This window comes from Mesorhizobium sp. M1295, from assembly GCF_040318135.1.
Taxonomy (GTDB): domain Bacteria; phylum Pseudomonadota; class Alphaproteobacteria; order Rhizobiales; family Rhizobiaceae; genus Mesorhizobium.
Genome location: NZ_JAMYLU010000002.1, coordinates 189,008 through 207,618 on the forward strand (window position 1 = coordinate 189,008; position 18,611 = coordinate 207,618).

The 18,611-nt window shown below is 63.3% G+C and carries 19 protein-coding genes and 1 tRNA gene; 13 read left to right on the top strand and 7 right to left on the bottom strand.

The window, feature by feature from the left end; all coding sequences use genetic code 11:
* Positions 1-335 precede the first annotated feature (335 nt).
* The gene (gene recQ / locus NKH29_RS03935) at positions 336-2,171 is read left to right on the top strand and encodes a DNA helicase RecQ (RefSeq protein WP_023719691.1); all 1,836 of its coding nucleotides are present in this window, start codon (positions 336-338) and stop codon (positions 2,169-2,171) included.
* 21 nt (positions 2,172-2,192) lie between these two features.
* Here the strand turns inward: recQ and NKH29_RS03940 are convergent, their stop codons facing one another.
* Both NKH29_RS03940 and NKH29_RS03945 read right to left on the bottom strand, forming a co-directional pair.
* Positions 2,193-2,447, bottom strand: coding sequence for a hypothetical protein (locus NKH29_RS03940; RefSeq protein ID WP_245278615.1), 255 nt, complete (start codon positions 2,445-2,447; stop codon positions 2,193-2,195).
* A 197-nt stretch (positions 2,448-2,644) separates the two neighbouring features.
* Positions 2,645-3,538 (bottom strand): alpha/beta fold hydrolase, encoded by an 894-nt coding sequence (locus NKH29_RS03945; protein WP_023719689.1) that lies wholly within the window; start codon positions 3,536-3,538, stop codon positions 2,645-2,647.
* A gap of 741 nt (positions 3,539-4,279) precedes the next feature.
* On the opposite strand from NKH29_RS03945, the gene NKH29_RS03950 reads away from it, so the two are divergent.
* Together NKH29_RS03950 and NKH29_RS03955 are read left to right on the top strand one after the other, a co-directional pair.
* A complete protein-coding gene (locus tag NKH29_RS03950) occupies positions 4,280-4,879 on the top strand; it encodes a TetR/AcrR family transcriptional regulator (RefSeq protein ID WP_023719688.1) in 600 nt (199 codons plus the stop codon).
* A gap of 76 nt (positions 4,880-4,955) precedes the next feature.
* Positions 4,956-5,531, top strand: a complete 576-nt coding sequence (locus NKH29_RS03955; RefSeq protein WP_023719687.1) for a DUF308 domain-containing protein — start codon at positions 4,956-4,958, stop codon at positions 5,529-5,531.
* Between the two features lie 128 nt (positions 5,532-5,659).
* Here the strand turns inward: NKH29_RS03955 and NKH29_RS03960 are convergent, their stop codons facing one another.
* The 3 genes from NKH29_RS03960 to NKH29_RS03970 form a co-directional block, all read right to left on the bottom strand.
* Positions 5,660-6,457 (bottom strand): DUF2182 domain-containing protein, encoded by a 798-nt coding sequence (locus NKH29_RS03960; protein ID WP_352999073.1) that lies wholly within the window; start codon positions 6,455-6,457, stop codon positions 5,660-5,662.
* Positions 6,458-6,518: 61 nt separating this feature from the next.
* Positions 6,519-7,157, bottom strand: a complete 639-nt coding sequence (locus NKH29_RS03965) for a DUF1326 domain-containing protein (protein ID WP_352588206.1) — start codon at positions 7,155-7,157, stop codon at positions 6,519-6,521.
* A gap of 430 nt (positions 7,158-7,587) precedes the next feature.
* Positions 7,588-7,677, bottom strand: a tRNA-Ser gene (locus NKH29_RS03970).
* Between the two features lie 338 nt (positions 7,678-8,015).
* Here NKH29_RS03970 and NKH29_RS03975 point away from each other — a divergent pair.
* From NKH29_RS03975 to NKH29_RS03985, 3 genes are all read left to right on the top strand, one after another.
* Positions 8,016-8,708, top strand: coding sequence for a 50S ribosomal protein L21 (locus tag NKH29_RS03975; protein ID WP_352999075.1), 693 nt, complete (start codon positions 8,016-8,018; stop codon positions 8,706-8,708).
* Between the two features lie 98 nt (positions 8,709-8,806).
* Positions 8,807-9,076, top strand: coding sequence for a 50S ribosomal protein L27 (gene rpmA, locus NKH29_RS03980; protein WP_023678077.1), 270 nt, complete (start codon positions 8,807-8,809; stop codon positions 9,074-9,076).
* A gap of 115 nt (positions 9,077-9,191) precedes the next feature.
* Complete coding sequence (locus NKH29_RS03985; protein WP_352999077.1) at positions 9,192-9,779, top strand: GNAT family N-acetyltransferase; 588 nt, start codon at positions 9,192-9,194, stop codon at positions 9,777-9,779.
* A gap of 10 nt (positions 9,780-9,789) precedes the next feature.
* Here the strand turns inward: NKH29_RS03985 and NKH29_RS03990 are convergent, their stop codons facing one another.
* A complete protein-coding gene (locus tag NKH29_RS03990) occupies positions 9,790-10,659 on the bottom strand; it encodes an endonuclease/exonuclease/phosphatase family protein (RefSeq protein WP_352588214.1) in 870 nt (289 codons plus the stop codon).
* Between the two features lie 171 nt (positions 10,660-10,830).
* On the opposite strand from NKH29_RS03990, the gene obgE reads away from it, so the two are divergent.
* The 5 genes from obgE (at position 10,831) to NKH29_RS04015 (ending at position 16,518) form a co-directional block, all read left to right on the top strand.
* A complete protein-coding gene (obgE, locus tag NKH29_RS03995; protein WP_023719681.1) occupies positions 10,831-11,862 on the top strand; it encodes a GTPase ObgE in 1,032 nt (343 codons plus the stop codon).
* A gap of 2 nt (positions 11,863-11,864) precedes the next feature.
* Positions 11,865-13,019, top strand: a complete 1,155-nt coding sequence (gene proB / locus NKH29_RS04000) for a glutamate 5-kinase (RefSeq protein ID WP_023719680.1) — start codon at positions 11,865-11,867, stop codon at positions 13,017-13,019.
* Positions 13,020-13,032: 13 nt separating this feature from the next.
* Positions 13,033-14,319 (top strand): glutamate-5-semialdehyde dehydrogenase, encoded by a 1,287-nt coding sequence (locus NKH29_RS04005; protein WP_352480953.1) that lies wholly within the window; start codon positions 13,033-13,035, stop codon positions 14,317-14,319.
* A 249-nt stretch (positions 14,320-14,568) separates the two neighbouring features.
* The gene (locus NKH29_RS04010) at positions 14,569-15,156 is read left to right on the top strand and encodes a nicotinate-nucleotide adenylyltransferase (protein WP_031194203.1); all 588 of its coding nucleotides are present in this window, start codon (positions 14,569-14,571) and stop codon (positions 15,154-15,156) included.
* A gap of 72 nt (positions 15,157-15,228) precedes the next feature.
* Positions 15,229-16,518, top strand: coding sequence for an MFS transporter (locus NKH29_RS04015; protein ID WP_023719677.1), 1,290 nt, complete (start codon positions 15,229-15,231; stop codon positions 16,516-16,518).
* 29 nt (positions 16,519-16,547) lie between these two features.
* Here the strand turns inward: NKH29_RS04015 and NKH29_RS04020 are convergent, their stop codons facing one another.
* On the bottom strand, positions 16,548-17,405 hold the full coding sequence (locus tag NKH29_RS04020; RefSeq protein ID WP_352999079.1) for a mechanosensitive ion channel family protein: 858 nt from the start codon (positions 17,403-17,405) through the stop codon (positions 16,548-16,550).
* 240 nt (positions 17,406-17,645) lie between these two features.
* On the opposite strand from NKH29_RS04020, the gene rsfS reads away from it, so the two are divergent.
* Positions 17,646-18,023, top strand: coding sequence for a ribosome silencing factor (gene rsfS, locus NKH29_RS04025; protein WP_023678068.1), 378 nt, complete (start codon positions 17,646-17,648; stop codon positions 18,021-18,023).
* 61 nt (positions 18,024-18,084) lie between these two features.
* The gene (rlmH, locus tag NKH29_RS04030) at positions 18,085-18,567 is read left to right on the top strand and encodes a 23S rRNA (pseudouridine(1915)-N(3))-methyltransferase RlmH (protein WP_352999081.1); all 483 of its coding nucleotides are present in this window, start codon (positions 18,085-18,087) and stop codon (positions 18,565-18,567) included.
* Positions 18,568-18,611 lie beyond the last annotated feature (44 nt).

The following is an 18,611-nucleotide window of genomic DNA, read 5'->3' on the forward strand; positions in this document are numbered from 1 at the left end:
GTTCTCGGAACGAAAAACCCGCGCCTCCGGAGAGACGCGGGCGTGTTGCCTGGGCGCTTGTGGCGCCGCGGTACTCAAAACATCACCGCAGAACCTGAACCTGCCGAATGATGGTGAAGATAGGATTAACCGCTCCGAGGCGGCGCGATATTCACAGCCAAGGCGAATAGGGGCTGGAACGACGGTCTGATATCGGCCAATGAGAGAGAAGTTCGCTTCAGGCGGTGCCGAGGACAGGACCAGAGGGGTCGATAAATGTTCGAATCTGCTGTCCAGGCAATCACCCGGCGATTCGCCGGGGAATTTCGGCAGGTCGTATCCGCGAAAGTTCTGTAATGCAGATTGCGGCGAGCATGCCGGCAGAGGATTCCAAGCGGCGCGTCCTGAAGGATGTCTTCGGCTTCGATGATTTTCGTCTCGGCCAGGCGGCCGTGATGGAGGCGCTGCTGGCCGGGCATCATGTACTGGCCGTCATGCCGACGGGTGCGGGCAAATCGCTCTGCTACCAGGTCCCGGCGCTGGTGCTGGGCGGGCTCACCATTGTCGTTTCGCCGCTGGTAGCGCTGATGCAGGACCAGGTCGCCGCATTGCGCCTTGCCGGTGTGGCGGCCGATACGATCAATTCCTCGCTCGATCGCGATGCCAATGTCGCTGCATGGCGCCGCGTCGCGGCAGGGCAGACACGGCTGCTCTATCTTGCGCCGGAGCGGCTGATGACCCCGCGGATGCTCGAGGCGTTGACCAAGCTCGATGTCCGGCTGATCGCCATCGACGAGGCACATTGCATCTCGCAATGGGGACCGGCGTTCCGGCGCGAATACGAAGAATTGTCGCGGCTGCGCGGCATCTTCCCCGATGTGCCGATCATTGCGCTGACGGCGACTGCGGACGAGACGACGCGCACCGACATTGCCGCGCAACTGTTCGACGGGCGCGTCGATACCGTGGTGCTCGGCTTCGACCGACCGAACATCAAGCTAAGCATCGAGCCCAAGCAGGACAGCAAGCGCCAATTGCTGAATTTCGTGCAGCGCCATGCCGGCCGAAGCGGGATCGTCTATTGCCTGTCGCGCAAAAAGACCGAAGAGATGGCGGCGTTCCTCGAGCGGAACGGCGTACGCGCGCTCGCCTATCATGCCGGCATGAGCAAGGACGCGCGTGAAGCGAATCAAAACGCTTTCATGACCTTGTCCGGGGTGGTGATGTTGGCGACCATCGCCTTCGGCATGGGGATCGACAAGCCGGACGTCGCCTATGTCTTCCACACCGACCTGCCGGGCAGCTTGGAAGCCTACTATCAGGAAATCGGGCGGGCGGGCCGCGACGGGCGGGCGGCCGAGGCGCATATGCTCTTCGGTCTCGGCGACATCCGTATGCGCCGGCTTTTCATCGACGACGAGGGCGCACCGGCGGAGCACAAGAGGCGCGCGCATGGCCGGCTCGATACGTTGATCGGCTATTGCGAGACGGCGCAGTGCCGCCGCCAGATCCTGCTTGGCTATTTCGGCGAAAGTGCTTCGCCTTGCGGCAATTGCGACAACTGCCTCGACCAGGCGCCGCATGCGGATGGCGACGCCGAGGCGCGGATCATCCTGGCAGCGATCACACAGACCGGCGAGCGCTTTGGCGCTGCCCACGTTGTCGATGTCCTGCTCGGCCATGAGACCGAGAAGGTCCTGGCCAGGAACCACCACAGGCTTGCCAGCTTCGGCACCGGTGTGGCGCATAAGAAGAGTCTCTTGCTGTCGCTGCTTCGCCAACTCGTCGCGGGAGGGTTCCTGACATTGGACTCAGCCGGCCATGGCGGCCTCGCCGTCGCCGAGAAAGGCCGTGAACTCGCCCGGGGCGAGGCTTCATTCCGGTATCGCGTGGACGCGCGCCAGTCATCGCGAGGCAAGATACGTCCTGTGGATACCGCAGCAGGCACGGAAGGTCTGGATTCGGCGCTGCTGGCCGCGCTCAAGGCGGTACGGCTGCGTCTTGCCCGGGAACGCCAAGTGCCGGCCTTCGTGATCTTTTCGGATCGTACGCTGATCGATATGGCTGAACGCTGCCCGCGTGATCTGGACGCCTTCGCCGCGGTCAACGGCGTCGGCGCCGCCAAGCTCAAGGATTTCGGCGAGATATTCCTCGGCGCGATCGCTGCGCATCAGTCCGGTCTCTCGGGTTGAAGACCCACTCCAGCGACGCAATCAGCACCTGCTTCGTCTCGCCGCTGCAATCGCAGCCTCCTGCTGCCGCAAGCGCTCGATCTTCGCGCTTTGGCGGGCAGCGACGGTCGAGGCGACACGCTGCCCTCCCCACAGCCAGTCCGGAATGTTGGTGTGGACGACTTTGCCGCGAGCGATGGCTGTTGCCGACATCTCGTCAGCGACCGTGCCGATCGCCACGTTGAGCTCGACGCAACTCATCTTGTCGTATTTCGCAGCATCAAAGGATGCAGGCAAAGGCGATGCACAACTTCCGACAAACATCAGGCTGCATATCACAGGCGTGGCCGTGGAGATCGGCTTCATTCTCTTATCAAGCACGTTGATGCCGGACAGACGAATATCGGAGGATTCTCGACCTCGGGCCGCTAAGCACTCCCGAGGTTCCGCGTAACTGAAGCATGTGACCTCTACAACCCTCTGTCCTGACCGTCCTATTTGTCCTCGAAGAATTCCGAGAGAACCGCTGCTATCGTGTCGGGGTGCTCTTCTGGGAAAAAGTGCCCGCCTTGGACAGCGCGTCCTTCCACTCTGTCAGCCCATTTCCTCCAGATAGCCAGCGGCCCGCCTTCTTGCGCATACCAGTTCTCCAGGGCGCCTTCGCCACTCCATAGCGCCATTAGCGGGCACTCGATGCGACGACCGTTTGCCTGGTTCAGCGCGTCATGTTCACGATCGATCGTCGCAGCGGCGCGATACTCTTCGCAGATCGCATGAATATGCGCGGGATCGCGAAGCGCATCAACATAGGCGTCCCTGACCTCTTTGGAGACCATTTTCGTCGACGATCCCCATTGCGTTATTGCATCGTCGACGACTGCATCGGGAGCCGCGCCGATCAGACGTTCCGGCAGGGGCTCCGGCTGGGCAAGCAGGCTCCAGGGCCAGAAGCCGAGCGCCAGTCTGGCATCCGCCCGATCCCATGTTGCGGCGGTGGGGACGATGTCGAGGACGGCGATTTTGAGCACTTTGTCGGGATGGTCGAGCGCCAGGCGATAGGCAACCCGCCCGCCGCGATCATGCCCGGCAACCATGAACCGCTCAAACCCCAGTTGCTTCATGGCTTGAACCATGTCGCCGGCCATGGCGCGCTTGGCGTATTGGCTATGATCGGCAGAGGAAACCGGGCATCCGCTTTGGCCATAGCCTCGAAGGTCGGCGGCGACCACCGTGAAGCGGGGCGCCAAGGCTGCGGCGATATCCCTCCACATCAGATGCGTCTCTGGAAAACCGTGAAGAAGCAGCAGCGGCGGACCGGTGCCACCGACCCTTGCGAAAATGGTCGTATAGTCCAGTCGCAAGCTGGTGGCTCTGAAACCTGCAAACACCGTCAGCCTCCTCCGGCGCCGTCAGACAAACTCTCTAAGGGCGCTAACGGTCGCCTGAGGCGAAAACCCCGGCCGCGATGGCCAGGGTTCAAGCCGGCCAATTGCTAGAATCGAAACCAGACCCAGACGCGCCTGCGGAAGCACCGCCTGCGCCGATAGCCATTCCGCCAGTAAACGCGACAGACCCTTCTCCAAGCACGCCGGCGGCGCCGGCGCGGCCGGTGCCACCGGCGATGATAGACTGGTTGCAACTCTGCTTGAGTATCGTCGTCGAAGGTCTCGACGTCCGGCGCCTCGAGTTCATCGAGAATGCCGTTTCTGGCAGTTGGAACGCCGGCCACTGCGTTGATTGGCCGAACCGTGCTTGCAAGGGCCGCGGCCCCGGCAATGCCAAACATTCCTGTCAAAAATAGTCGCCGATCCATGGAAACCTCCCAATCTTCAACCAGCGATAGAACAAGGCTAACGATGGGGAGATAGCGCAGTCGGTGCAAACGCCTAGTGCCGCGCGGCGATTAGCGGTGGTCCGGTCGGCCGGAGGGTGTTGCCTTCTCGTCGAAGTGGGACGGCTACTTCGATCGACAAACACCGGACGCTTTTTTGAATTGATGGCGGCCGAGACACAAGGAACATCGAATGACGTCTGCGCCATAGCCACCCAATTCCACGCTACTGCTCTCGCTTTGGTCGTTGCGTTGCAAGAGGGCTTGACTGCCATCCTACCAGAAGGTAGGTAGCGGCATGGGCAACGTGTCTACTACCTCCGACGACATCCTGGCTTGTGCGCGTTCTCTGATCGTCGCTGGCGGCTACAACGGTTTCAGTTATGCCGACATCGCTGATGTGGTCGGGATTCGTAAGGCGAGCATCCATCACCATTTCCCAAGCAAGGTCGATCTGGTCCGAACGCTGGTTGCGCGGTATCGGGAAGAAGCTGAAGCGGGGATGGCGAATCTCGAACTTCAGGTCTCCGATCCGCTCGAACAGCTTCAGGACTACGCTGGCTATTGGGAAGTCTGCATCGCGGATGCCAGCGCTCCGTTTTGTATCTGCGCGCTGTTGGCAAGCGAACTCCCCGTGCTGCCCGAGGAAGTTGGCCTTGAGGTCCGGGCGCATTTCCGCTCCCTGTCGGCTTGGCTGACATCCGTGCTGGAGCGCGGTGCGCGGCTCGGCCGATTCCAACTGATGGGTACCCCTCGTGCCGAGGCTGAAGCGTTCATGGCGACTGTCCACGGCGCGATGCTTTCGGCACGGGCCTATGGCGATCCGAAGATATTCGCCGTCGTGACACGCCCGCTCCTGGAGCGGCTCGCTCCGCGTTCCCTCCAGATACAATCCTAAGATCTCAACTAACCATAGCCGTAACGGCTCTGCGACGTTCGTCGAGAGCCCTACCTACTAGTCGAAAGGACATCCAATGACGGTTCACAATAGCGATCTTTCCCGCGCCAGCCAGGAACAATGGCTCAAGCTCTATTACTTCGCACGGACGGCGGTCTCGGCTGTCTGGGTGGCGGCTGCCTTTACAGTGGGACAGAATTCCGGGGTGGCGGCGGCGGTTTTGCTCGTGGCTTATCCTGCATGGGATGCCCTCGCCAATTTTGTCGACGCATCGCGCAGCGGAGGATTGGGACAGAATCGCACCCAGACCATCAACGTCGTGGTCAGTGTGGCGACAACGCTCGCGGTCGTTGTTGCGCTGAAGATGAGCATGAATTGGGTGCTCGGGGTGTTCGGCCTATGGGCGATCCTGTCTGGCCTGCTTCAACTCGGCACCGCGGTCCGCCGTTGGAAGAGCTCTGGCGCGCAGTGGGCGATGATCCTGAGCGGAGGGCAATCAGCGCTGGCAGGCACGTTTTTCATCGCGCAGGCGCGGATGCCGATGCCGCCATCCATCACCAACGTGGCCGGCTATGCCGCAGTAGGCGCCCTCTACTTCCTGGTTTCGGCGGTGTGGCTGAGTGTGAGCCAATTGCGGCGGAAGGCTGCATAGCCGCCATCTTGAGCCATCACCGACCCGATCAGAGGGCTGCCAGCTGCTAGTATCGGTTCGCCAAACACAACGACCCGCCCTTATCCTTAAGGACCGATATGTTTGGAATTTCACCACCCGGCTGGGGGCTAGCCGCTCATCCAAGGCATCTCGATCGCGCCGAACGATACAGCGATCCCGAGGGCCATCAGCGCAATGCCCAAAGCAACTTCGAAGCGGCGGCCGCGCTGCAGCAGCTTCTCGACGAAGACGACCAGCGTCAACAGCAGCATCCAGGCGACGCTCATGATGCCCACCGCGACCAGCACGGCAAACAGCGCCCAGCAGCAACCAAAGCAATAGAGCCCGTGCCGCAGCCCCATCTCGAGTGCGCCAACCCGCCCGTCGCGCCAATGCTGCGCAACGAAAGCGAGCGGCGAACGGCAATGGCTGAGGCAAATGTGCTTGAGGGTCGTGAATTGGTAGAGTCCGGCGACGCCAAGCGTGATACCGAGCGCGAGCGGCGCCCATTTCGAACGCTGAGGCGGATCGAGGCTGGTCGCAAACTCGCTTCCGAACTGGACCAGGACATACACGAGAAGGCCCGCCGCCGCCCAGACGAGCATGTAACCCGCGACGAATATCCACGTCGGGATGGCAACGTGCTGTTCGCGCATGGCCTGCGCCGCCGCGAACATAAAGATCATGGGCGCGGCCGCCGGCAGCATCATGGCAGCCATCATCACCGTCCATACAGCAAGAAAGGCGGCGGCGCCGGCGAGTGACCAGCCGTCGGCGGCAATTCCGGCCATCGCCATGCCGGCCATGCCTTCCATACCCTCCATCCCGCCGCGCACCGCAATGGCCATAGGCATATCCATGCTGAGGGTCAGCGCCCACGCCGCCGCTGTTAGCACGACGAGCGATGCGAGAAGGCCGAGCGGCATGCCACGCAAATTCCGGAGCCGCGACGATTTCCCGGGGAACGCGTCAGGCATCGGCACGTCCCTAGTTCGGGCCGGTCCAGTCGAACGGAATGTGTTTGCTCGAGCGCGCCGTGCCCGTCCAGTCGAGCCCGAAGCCTTTGGTGCTCACCTCGACCGAACGCCCCCAGGTGGCAACCTGGCCCGGGCCGACCTCCGAGCCCGGCGGGTTGATCGTCTGCACCCGCTTGCCGGGTGGTGTTGTGGGACCTGAAAGCGCTTCCGCATGCCCGACGACGAGGCCAGGAATCTCGACCCGCCAGGTGGCAAGGTCGCCCGCCACCTCGAAAGTGATCGGCACGAACTCCATGCCACGCATCTCGCCGATGTTGGCGGCAAAACCCGCCGGCCAGCCGCCAGCCTGCCCGCCGAAGATCGCCTGCAGGGCTTCACGTTGCCGCTCGTTCGCCTTCTCGTCGAGGTACATGCCCATCACAGCCTTTGCCTCGCCGGCCCATAGATTGCCTTCGAACTCGCCGAGCGCCACCAGCGACAGGCCGTCGAGCTTCACGTCGCCATACTGACCCTCGCGTACATGCCAGGCGAGCACGCCCTGGCAGTGATTGCCGGTCGGCCGCTGGGCGAACTCGCAAGGGCAAGGGATATCGCAGCTGCAGATGTCGAACCAGTCGCCTGCAAGCCACCATTGAGGCACTGCATTCATGGCTCTTCCTCCCGGAATGTAGCGCCATTTATACGTCGAAGGCGGGGCGCACTCCAGCAGTTAGTGCATCGCTCGGTGATTTTTGGTGAACTTGCCGACCCAGACACAAGTCACCGCGTTGATCAGCAACTGCTCGCGACGGAACCCAGCCACCATCCAATGCGACCACGAAAGTGGTTTCTTGCTCCGTTCCATGTGCTCGACGAGGTCGTGGGTAGGTTCGCGACGGGTCGATCACCAAATACACGATCCAGCTGACGCTCGCTTGACCCACATTGCGAACCGACAACCTTCCGCAACACCGCTCGGTTGCTTGGTCAACGACCTAGCGGGCCAAGGGTTAACGCCGGGCTGCAATTGAGCTCCGCGGCTTCACGAGCATTTATGGCTGAGTTCGGCAGGCCAAATCAAAAAATGAAGTTAGTATCACTGGCGGAGAGGGAGGGATTCGAACCCCCGATGGGCTTGCACCCATGCCGCATTTCGAGTGCGGTGCATTCGACCACTCTGCCACCTCTCCGCGGTCATGGTCCGCCGTTGCCGGCGCGGCGCACTAGATAACGGCTGGACAGACAGGTTACAAGGGCCAATCTGCCCCGGCGCCGCAGGTTCCCGTCCGTGCTGCGTTCAAAGCTGCGGTGCCCGATGTTCCATGTTTGCCGGACTGGGCTCAGCCCATTCGCAGCTTGCCCGCGGCGCTTGCCTTGACTCAAGCCGAACCTTCGGTTAGGGACAGCGCGCAATCGGCGTGGAGGGATCTTCCGCGCCGCTTGTTTTTTGAACCCGCAGACTGACAAAAAGACGGCCGAACCGCCTCAGGCGGTTCATCAAGGCCGACCGAACAGCGAAAGGCAAAAAATGTTCGCAGTCATCAAAACGGGCGGCAAGCAGTATCGCGTTGCCGCCAACGATCTCCTGAAGATCGAAAAACTCGAAGCCAATGTCGGCGACATCGTCGAAATCGGCAATGTGCTCGCGCATGGCGAAGGCGAGAACGTCACGTTCGGCGCGCCGTTCGTCGATGGTGCGATCGTCACCGCCGAAGTCGTCGAGCAGGGCAAGAACCGCACGGTCATCGCCTTCAAGAAGCGTCGCCGGCAGAATTCGCGCCGCAAGATCGGCCATCGCCAGCTTTTGACCACTGTCAGGATCGCCGAGATCCTGCTGGGTGGCGCCAAGCCGGCGAAGAAGACCGCCGCCAAGACCGAAGCGAAGGCCGAAGTTGCCGCCAAGACCGAGGCGAAGGCTGAAGCTGCGCCGAAGGCCGCAGCCAAGGCAGAGGCTGCGCCGAAGAAGGAAGGCAAGGCCGAGGCAAGTGAAGCCGCCGCGCCGTTGTTCAAGGCGCCGAAGGGCGAGCCGGATGACCTGACGGTGATCAAGGGCATCGGCCCGGTTGCCGCCGGCCAGCTCAACGAACAGGGCATCACCACCTTCGCCCAGATCGCCAAGCTGTCCGACAAGGATGTCGCCAAGATCGACGAGCACATGCCGTTCAGCGCCGACCAGATCAAGGACTGGCGCGAGCAGGCCAAGGAATTGGCGAAGAAGTAGAACGAACCGGCGCAATCGTCGCCGGATCGGACTTGAAACGGAACGCGAACGCGTTCATAAGATCGTTTAGGCGCCTTGCAGCGCATCGGAGTAGTTAGATGGCACACAAGAAAGCTGGCGGATCGTCGCGCAATGGTCGCGACTCCCATTCCAAGCGGCTCGGCGTGAAGAAGTTCGGCGGCGAAGCCGTGATTCCGGGCAACATCATCATTCGTCAGCGTGGCACGACGTGGCATCCAGGCACCAATGTCGGCATTGGCACGGACCACACGCTGTTTGCGCTGGAAGCTGGCGCAGTCACCTTCAACAAAAAAGCCAATGGCCGAACCTACGTATCGGTGAACCCGATGACGAAGGCAGCGGAGTAGCCGGTTCCGCAAGAGAACACCGGCACCCATCTCGGGACCGGTGTCTGGCCAAGCCAGGAAATGGATCAGGGGAGATGGGTTTCCATCTCCCCTTTTTCTTGCCTGGAGGACTGACATGGTTGCCGAAGCGGAAGCGACAGACGACGAAAGTTACGCGATAGATTGCCCGGTCCTGGTCACCGAGCGGCTGGTCATGCGGACCCCGCGTGAAAGCGACATCGAGCAATTGGTGGCGCTCGCCGATAACCGCCATGTCGCGGAAATGCTGGCCCGCATGCCGCATCCCTATGGCGACGCCGAGGCACGCGCTTTCCTGGCTATGACGGCATCGCGCCGGGCCGGAATCGCCTATGCGTTGACGCTGGCCGGCACCGAGACCTTCGTCGGCTGTGCCGGGCTCAACACCACGGATCGCGGGCTGGAGCTCGGCTATTGGATCGGCGAGCCGTACTGGAAACGCGGCTACGCGACGGAGGCAGCGCACGCACTGGTCGACCTTGCCTTCCAGAGAACCACGATCCAGGTGCTGCACGCCTCGACGCGGGTGATCAATCCGGCCTCGCGCCGGGTCATCCACAAATGCGGCTTCCAGTATGCCGGCCAGGGCATGCTGAATTCGATCGTTGCCGGCCAGGTGCCGGTCGAGCGCTACCGCCTCGATCGCAAGACCTGGACCAGCCTCAGGAATTGGGTGCATTTTTGATGGATGCGGCTCACGCCATCTCGACCCAGACCGGCAAGTGATCCGAACCGGCCGCTTGCCGGTCGACCCACAGGCGCCTCAGCGATTTGGTAAGCGAGGCGCTGGTGAAGATGTAGTCGATGCGCTTGTGGCGGCTGGCATCGCCCGGCCGCTTGGGGTCGACCCAGGTGACGAGATCGGCGCCGGCCGCGCCGAGGCGCGCGGCGGCATCGACGGCGAGGTCGGCGGTCACCGGCATGCCGAATTCATGGTCAGGCTGGCCGGCGAGTTCGACGTGTTCCGGCGATCCGGCGAGCATGTTGAAGTCGCCCATGACGACGAAGGCTTCGGGACAAGGCAAGTCCGGTAAGCCGATCTCGGCGACGCCGGAGAGCCCACCGCCCTCGAGCGGGTAGTTCAACAGGCGTTCGCGCAGAAAGCGGATCTGGCTCAGGCGTTCGACCGGGCTGCGATGGTCGAGATGAGTGGAATAGAAGCGGACGAAGCCAAGCGGCGTTTCGATCAGCGCCTCCAGCGCGCCGCGCTGGAAGTTCATCGCCTCGAAACTGCGGCTGCGCGGCAAAAGGAGATTGCGCGACAGATGGATCGGCGTTCTCGACAGCACCATGTTGCCGAGCTGGAAGGTGGTCGTGATGGCGCGGCCGTTCTCCAGGCGCGATCCGGCGTCGGCTTCGAAATTGCTGCCGTAGACGGCAAAATAGTCGGGCAGCGCCTCGCCGAGCTCGGCCACCATGTCGCGGCCGCCATTCTTCGGGTTGGCGCGGGTGACCTCCTGCAGCGCGATCACGTCGGCGCCGCGCACCGCATCGGCGATGCGACCGACATCATAGCGGCCGTCGAGGCCGATGCCGTAGTGGATATTGTAAGTTACCAGCTTCATTCCGACATCTCGCGCTTGGAAAGCCGAAGATCGATTTTCGGCAAGGGTCAACCAAATGCTACGCGTCCAGAGATACGCGCGACGTTACAGTAGCAAAAACGGCCCTCGCCCTTCGACCCGCCTTGCTTTAGAGCAATCCCGCAAAGCCAATAGCAGAAACCATACAATCCGATGAAATTTCTCGATCAAGCCAAGGTCTACATCCGCTCCGGCGACGGCGGCGCCGGTTCGGTGTCGTTCCGGCGCGAAAAGTTCATCGAGTTCGGCGGCCCGGACGGCGGCGACGGCGGCCGCGGCGGCGATGTCTGGGTGGAGGCGGTCGACGGACTAAACACGCTGATCGACTATCGCTACCAGCAGCATTTCAAGGCCAAGACCGGGACGCACGGCATGGGCCGCAACATGACCGGCGCCAAGGGTGCCGACGTGACGCTGAAAGTGCCGGCCGGAACACAGGTCTTTGCCGAGGACAATGAGACGCTGATCTGCGATCTGACGGTCGTCGGCCAGCGCTTCCTGTTGGCCAAGGGCGGCAATGGCGGCTTCGGCAACCAGCATTTCAAGACCTCGACCAACCAGGCGCCGCGCCGCGCCAACCCCGGACTGCCGGGCGAAGAGCTCAATATCTGGCTCAGGCTGAAGCTGATCGCCGATGCCGGCCTGGTCGGGCTGCCCAATGCCGGCAAGTCGACCTTCCTGGCGGCCGTCACCGCGGCCAAGCCGAAGATCGCCGACTATCCCTTCACCACGCTGCATCCGGGCCTTGGCGTGGCCCGCATCGACGGGCGCGAATTCGTCATTGCCGACATTCCCGGCCTGATCGAAGGCGCGCATGAAGGCGTCGGCATCGGTGACCGCTTTCTCGGCCATGTCGAACGCACGCGCGTCCTTCTGCACCTTGTCTCGGCGCAGGAAGAAAATCCGGGCAAGGCCTACAAGACCGTGCGCGCCGAACTCGACGCCTATGGCAACGGGCTGACCGACAAGGTCGAGATCGTCGCTCTTTCGCAGGTCGACATACTCGATGCCGACGCACGCAAAAAGAAGGCCGCCTCGCTGAAACGCGCCGCCGGCCGCGCGCCGATGCTGCTTTCGGCGGTCACCGGCGAGGGCGTCGAGGCGGTGTTGCGCGCGCTGATGGCTGTGGTGGCGGAGGCGCGCGAAGCTGTCGCTGCGCCGGTCGAGACGCGCTGGAACGCATAGCCATGGCCGCGCAATCGCTGAAAAATTATCGGCGCATTGCCGTCAAGATCGGCTCGGCGCTGCTTGTCGACCGCACGACGGGCCTGAAGCGCGACTGGCTGGCCTCGCTTGCCGACGACATCGCCGTGCTGGCCAATGGCGGCGCCGAAATTCTCGTTGTGTCTTCCGGTGCGATTGCACTTGGCCGCACCATCCTCGGCCTCGGCAAGCGGGCGCTGAAGCTCGAGGAGAGCCAGGCGGCGGCCGCCGTCGGGCAGATCGCCTTGGCCGGCGCCTGGTCGGATGCGCTCGGCAAGAATGGTTTGAAATCGGGCCAGATCCTGTTGACGCTCGGCGACACGGAAGAGCGCCGCCGTTATCTCAACGCGCGGGCGACGATCTCGACGCTGCTCAAGATGAAGGCGGTGCCGGTCATCAACGAGAACGATACGGTGGCCACCTCCGAAATCCGTTATGGCGATAACGACCGGCTGGCGGCGCGCGTCGCCACCATGATGGGCGCCGACCTTTTGGTGCTGCTCTCCGACATTGACGGGCTCTACACGGCACCGCCTGCGCGTGACCCGCACGCTCGGTTCATTCCGATCGTCGACCGCATCACCCCCGACATCGAGGCGATGGCGGGTGCCGCCGCTTCGGAATTGTCGCGCGGCGGCATGCGCACCAAGCTCGATGCCGGCAAGATTGCAACCGCCGCCGGCACCGCCATGATCATCACATCAGGCACGCGGCTGTCGCCGCTGCTGGCAATCGAGCGCGGCGAGCGCGCCACCTTCTTCCGGCCGAGCAGCAGCCCGGTCAAAGGTTACAAGACCTGGATCGCCGGGCAGCTCGAACCGGCTGGCCGGCTGACCGTCGATGCCGGCGCCATCGGCGCGCTGCTCTCCGGCAAGTCGCTGCTGCCGGCCGGCGTCAAATTGGTCAGCGGCAATTTTGCGCGTGGCGACACGGTGGCGATCCTGTCGCCCGAGGGCCGCGAGATAGCGCGCGGGCTGGTTGCCTATGATGCCGCCGATGCCGTAAGGATCGCTGGGCTGAAGACGACCGAGATCGAAACCGTGCTCGGCTACGAGGCGCGTTCGGCGATGATCCACCGCGACGACCTTGTGGTGAGCCATGCCGGTGGTGAGCAAGTAGTCGGTGACCAGGTTACATAGCGGAGGATGAGCCATGCTGACGCTGCATGAAAAATCCCGGGATGATACCGTCGCGCTGATGGCCGATATCGGCCGCCGCGCGCATGCCGCGGCCCGACCGCTGGCCATCGCAGCGGCCGAGCGCAAGCACAAGGCGCTGGTCGGCATGGCTCAGGCGATCCTTCGGCATGAGCAGGATATCCTCGACGCCAACGCAATCGACATCAGAAATGGCGAGGAGGCTGGCCTATCGGCAGCGTCGATGGATCGGCTGAAGCTCGATCCGGTCCGCATCCGCGCCATGGCAGACGGCATCAGCGAGATCGCCGAGTTGCGCGACCCAATCGGCGAAATCATTGCTGGATGGGACCGGCCGAACGGGTTGCACATCGAACGGGTGCGCACGCCGCTAGGCGTCATCGGCGTCATCTATGAGAGCCGGCCGAACGTGACCGCCGATGCCGGTGCGCTCTGCCTCAAGGCGGGCAATCCGGTGATCCTGCGCGGCGGCTCGGATTCAGCGAATTCTTCCGCCGCGATCCATGCCTGCCTGGTCGAGGGGCTGAAGGCAGCCGGGCTGCCGGAGGATGCCATACAATTGGTGCCGACCACCGATCGCGCCGCCGTCGGCGAAATGCTGAAAGGGCTTTCCGGCAATCTCGAGGTCATCATTCCGCGCGGCGGCCGCAGCCTGGTCGAGCGTGTGCAGAAGGAGGCGCGGGTGCCGGTCTTCGCCCATCTCGAGGGCATCTGCCATCTCTATATCGACCGATCGGCTGATCTCGACATGGCGGTCAAGATCGCGGTCAATGCCAAGATGCGGCGCACCGGGGTGTGCGGCGCTGCCGAGACGCTGCTGGTCGACCGTGCCGTCGCCGTCACGCACCTGGTGCCGATCCTCGAGGCCCTACGGGCGGCAGGATGCGAGATCCATGCCGATGCCGAGGTGCTGAGGCTTTATGCCGATGCCCAGCCCGCGACCGATGCAGACTGGGTGACCGAATATCTCGACGCGATCATCGCTGTGAAGCTGGTCGACGGCATTGGCGGCGCGATCGAGCATATCGAGACGTTCTCCTCGCATCACACCGAGGCGATCGTCGCCGAGGACGCCACAGCGGTCGACCGGTTCTTCAACGAGGTCGATTCGGCGATCCTTCTGCACAACGCCTCGACCCAGTTTGCCGATGGCGGCGAATTCGGCATGGGCGCCGAAATCGGCATCGCCACCGGCAAGATGCATGCCCGCGGACCGGTCGGCGTCGAGCAACTGACGTCGTTCAAATATCGTGTACGCGGGTCGGGACAGGTGAGGCCTTGAAGCTTTGTGTTCAAAGAACCTGAAGCCTTGCGCCCAGCCACCCCCCTCTGTCCTGCCGGACATCTCCCCCTCAAGGGGGGAGATCAGCTCTCGTTCGCGATTTCGCCAATTGCCGGGCGGGCAGGATTCAAGCTGTCATTGAAGCTGACAATCTCCCCCCTTGAGGGGGAGATGCCCGGCAGGGCAGAGGGGGGTGCCTGACGCATGCTTGCCTTGTCCGAACATGCCATATCCTCCCGTTACCTCAAGATGCCGCATGCCGGGAAAGGCGTGGCGGTCGGGCTGTTTGGCGGTTCGTTCAATCCGCCGCACGCCGGGCATGCGCTGGTCGCCGAGATCGCACTCAGACGCCTTGCTCTCGACCAGCTGTGGTGGATGGTGACGCCCGGCAATCCGCTCAAGAACGCTGGTGAACTTGCGCCGCTGGCCGAGCGGCTGCAGCTGTCTGAAAAGATCGCCAAGAACCCGAAGATCAAGGTCACCGCCTTCGAGGCGGCCCACCACGTCCGCTTCACCGCCGACACGCTGGCGTTGGTCAAGGCGCGTAACCCCGGCGTCGATTTCGTCTGGATCATGGGGGCCGATTCGCTTCGCGACTTCCACCGCTGGCAGCGCTGGCGCCGTATCGTGATGACGTTCCCGATCGCGGTGGTCGACCGGCCAGGTGCGACGCTGTCGTTCCTGTCGTCCGTGGTCGCCAAGACTTTCGACTATGCCCGCGTCGACGAAGGCGACGCACCGCGGCTCGCCCGCATGAACGCGCCGGCCTGGACCTTCATCCACGGCCCGCGTTCGTCGCTGTCGTCGAGCGCGATCCGCAATGTGGCAAAGGGCTGAGCGGGCGGAAGGCAAGTCCAGCCATGTCGCATTTGCCGCTGCCTTGACCTGCTTGATGGGCGATCCTCGGTCATGACGATTCTCGAGCGCGACCAGGACAAGAACGGTCTAGGGCAGCCGGCGCCCTCGATCGCCATTGCCAGCATCCTCTTGTCGATGGCGCTGATCGCCGTCGGCAATGGGCTCATGTTCGCCTATATCCCAGTCCGGCTCGGCGCCGAGGGCTTCGATCCGACTTGGGCGGGGCTGATCGTCACCGGCCTTTCGGCTGGCGGCCTCGCTGGCTGCATCCTGACCGGGCCGCTGGTGCGGCGTGTCGGCCATGCCCGCGTGTTCATGGTACTGTCGGCGCTGATCGTGCTGTCCAACGCCGCGGTCGGCGCCGGGCCGCACCCATTGCCATGGATCGCTGCACGGGCGCTCTACGGCTTTGCCATATGCGGCCTGTTCATTGTCGCGCAGAGCTGGCTGAACGATGTCGTCGCAAACGCCATCCGCGGCCGGGTCATGGCTATCTTCTACGTTGCCTATGTCGCCGGACTCGGCGTCGGCTATTCGACGCTGGCGTTGATCGATATCCGCGCGGCCGATGCGCCGCTGATCGGCATTGCCTTCACCGCGCTGTCGATCCTTCCCGTCGGGCTGACGCGGCTCGCGCAGCCACCGGCGCCGCAAGCGGCGTCGGTGGCGCTCGGCCGCGCCTGGCGAATCTCGCCGGTCGGCGTTGCCGGCATGCTTGCCGTCGGCGGCCTGTCGATGACGATTTCGGGTTTTGCGCCAATCCATGCCACCGCCAGAGGCTACAGCCAGGCCGACGTCGCCTTGCTGCTTTCGGCAATGCCGGTCGGCACGCTGATCCTGCAGATTCCCCTCGGCTGGATTTCCGACCGCACCGACCGGCGCTTTGTGCTGATCGCGGCGTCGGCGCTTGCCGCCGCGGCGGGCCTGTTTGCACTGGGTTTCGACGGTGGCGCTCTGGCGACGCTGCTCGTCATCTACGTGGTCTGGGACGGCGCCTCGGAATCGATCTATTCGCTGGCCAGCGCCCATGCTGGCGACCGCGCCGGCAAGGACGACATGGTGGCGCTGTCGAGCTCGCTCTTGTTTGCCTGGTCGCTGTCCGGCTTCGTCGTGCCCGGCATTGTGACCGGGCTTTCCGCCATCTATGGCACGCAGGCCTTCATCTATGTGGCAATCGTCATTGCCGCCGCCTACTGCTTGTTCGTTCTCTGGCGCGTCGGCATGGTGCGGCCCGTGCCCGCCACCGAGACCGGCAGTTTCGCGCCGATGACGGCGCAGGCGCCGTTGCCTGTCGATCTCGCCTTCGCGCCCGAAGATCAGCGCGGGCGCGGAGAGCTTTGAGGGCCATCTGCGGGCTGGCTTCAAATGCTCTATTGCTGCGTGGCTGAGGCCTCCGGCTGCGGCGCTTGCGGCGCCGGCGCCGGAATTGAAAGGCCTTCGGCATCGAACGCCTGCTTGACACTCTTGGTGAGGTCGATCTGGGCGGCGAAGAAATCGGCAGCCGCCGTCCAGTAGCGCAAGGTGATGGCGACGGTGCTGTCCCCGACAGTCGCGACAAAGGCGATCGGCGCCGGCTGCCGCCTGACGCGCCGGTCGGCGGCGGCGACACCGAGCATGGTCTTTTGCGCGAAATCGATGTCGTTCCACGAGCCGATGCTGAGCGTGATGTCGCCGCGGCGCACACCATTGCGGGTGAAATTGCGGACCGGCTGGTTCCACAGGGTCGAGTTAGGTGCAAGCACGTAGACACCTTCGACCGTCCTCAGCGTTGTTGCAAACAGCCCGATCTCCTCGACGGTACCGGATATGGCGCCGACCTCGACATATTCGCCGATGCGGAACGGCCGCAGCGCCAGCAGCATGATGCCAGCGGCAATGTTCTGCAGCGTGCCTTGCAGCGCCAGACCGATGGCCAGGGCGGCGGCACCGATGGCGGCAATGATCGAAGCCGTCTGCACGCCGAACTGGCCGAGAACCATGATCACGACAAGCCCGAGGATGGCGTAGCGGACGACCTGCGAGAAGAAATGGCGGAGCGTTTCGTCGAAGCCGTGAACGTGGCCGAGGCCGGCATAGATCGAACGCTCGGCGAGGCCGGCGACGATGTAGCCGATGACCAGCAGGATGACGGCGCCGACCGCCGAAAGCGAGTAGGAGACGATCAGCGTGCTGAGTTGCGCCAGGCCGGATTGCACGGTGAGGAGGGCGTTCTGAGGATCGATCGGCATGTCGGGATTCCGGTTCGTGGATGAGCCGATAACCGCTGCGGGGCGAGGCGGTTCCGAATTTCTGGCCCGGAAAAGCCGCATATTCGGCCGTTACCGGGCGTCTGCTTGCGAGCGGTGTCTTGAAACTGCAACCTAACTCTGCCTATCTAAGCAGTGTCACCTGATTTGAAAGGTGATTTGGTTGTTCTTGCTGCGAAAGGAAATACACTGAGAACAGCACTGCGGAAGAAGGCCGACATCGTGCCTTCGCCGGCCGGGATCAGCGTAAACGACGCCGTGTCCCGCGCCATCAAGACAGTCCTTGCCAGTCTGGAAGACTCCAAGGCCGAAAACATCGTCTCAATCGACATTCAGGGGAAATCGAGCCTCGGCGACTACATGGTCGTCGCGTCGGGCCGATCGCACCGTCATGTCTCGGCTGTCGCCGATCATCTCCTCAAGGCGCTCAAGGATGCCGGGCTCGGCACGGCGCGCGTCGAGGGGCTGGCTGGCGCCGACTGGGTCCTGATCGATTCGGGCGACATCATCGTCCATGTCTTCCGTCCCGAGGTCCGCGACTTCTACAATCTCGAAAAGATGTGGCAGGCGCCGGATCTTGAGGAAGAGACCCTCCACTGAGCCGTATTCGTCTTGATGCATGTCGTTGTGCGACACGCATCAGCGGCTCTCCGAGGCAGGGATGAAGATTACCGTTAATGCCGTGGGCCGAATGAAAGCCGGCCCCGAGAAGCAGTTGGCCGACCGCTATTTCGAGCGTTTCGCCAAGAGCGGCCCTGCCGTAGGCCTCGAATTCGCCGGGATCGCCGAGATTGCCGAAGGCCGCGCGCAGACGGCCAATGAGCGCCGGCGCGAGGAAGGCCAGAAGCTGCAGACGCACTTGCAACCGGGCACGGCGCTGATGCTGCTGGATGAGCGCGGCAAGAACCTTTCCTCCGAGGATTTCGCCGGCCGCATAAGCTTGCTGCGCGATGGCGGGCGCAAGGCGCTGGTGATCGCCATTGGCGGCGCCGACGGCCATGACCAGTCGCTGCGTGACTTGGCTGATCTGACGGTGTCGCTCGGCGCGCTGACCTGGCCGCATCAGCTGGTCCGCGTCATGCTGGGCGAGCAGCTTTACAGGGCGGCCACGATCCTTTCCGGCCACCCCTACCATCGTTCATGAAGCCGGTTCGATCAGCGAATTGACGCCAGCCGCCCGGATTTCTG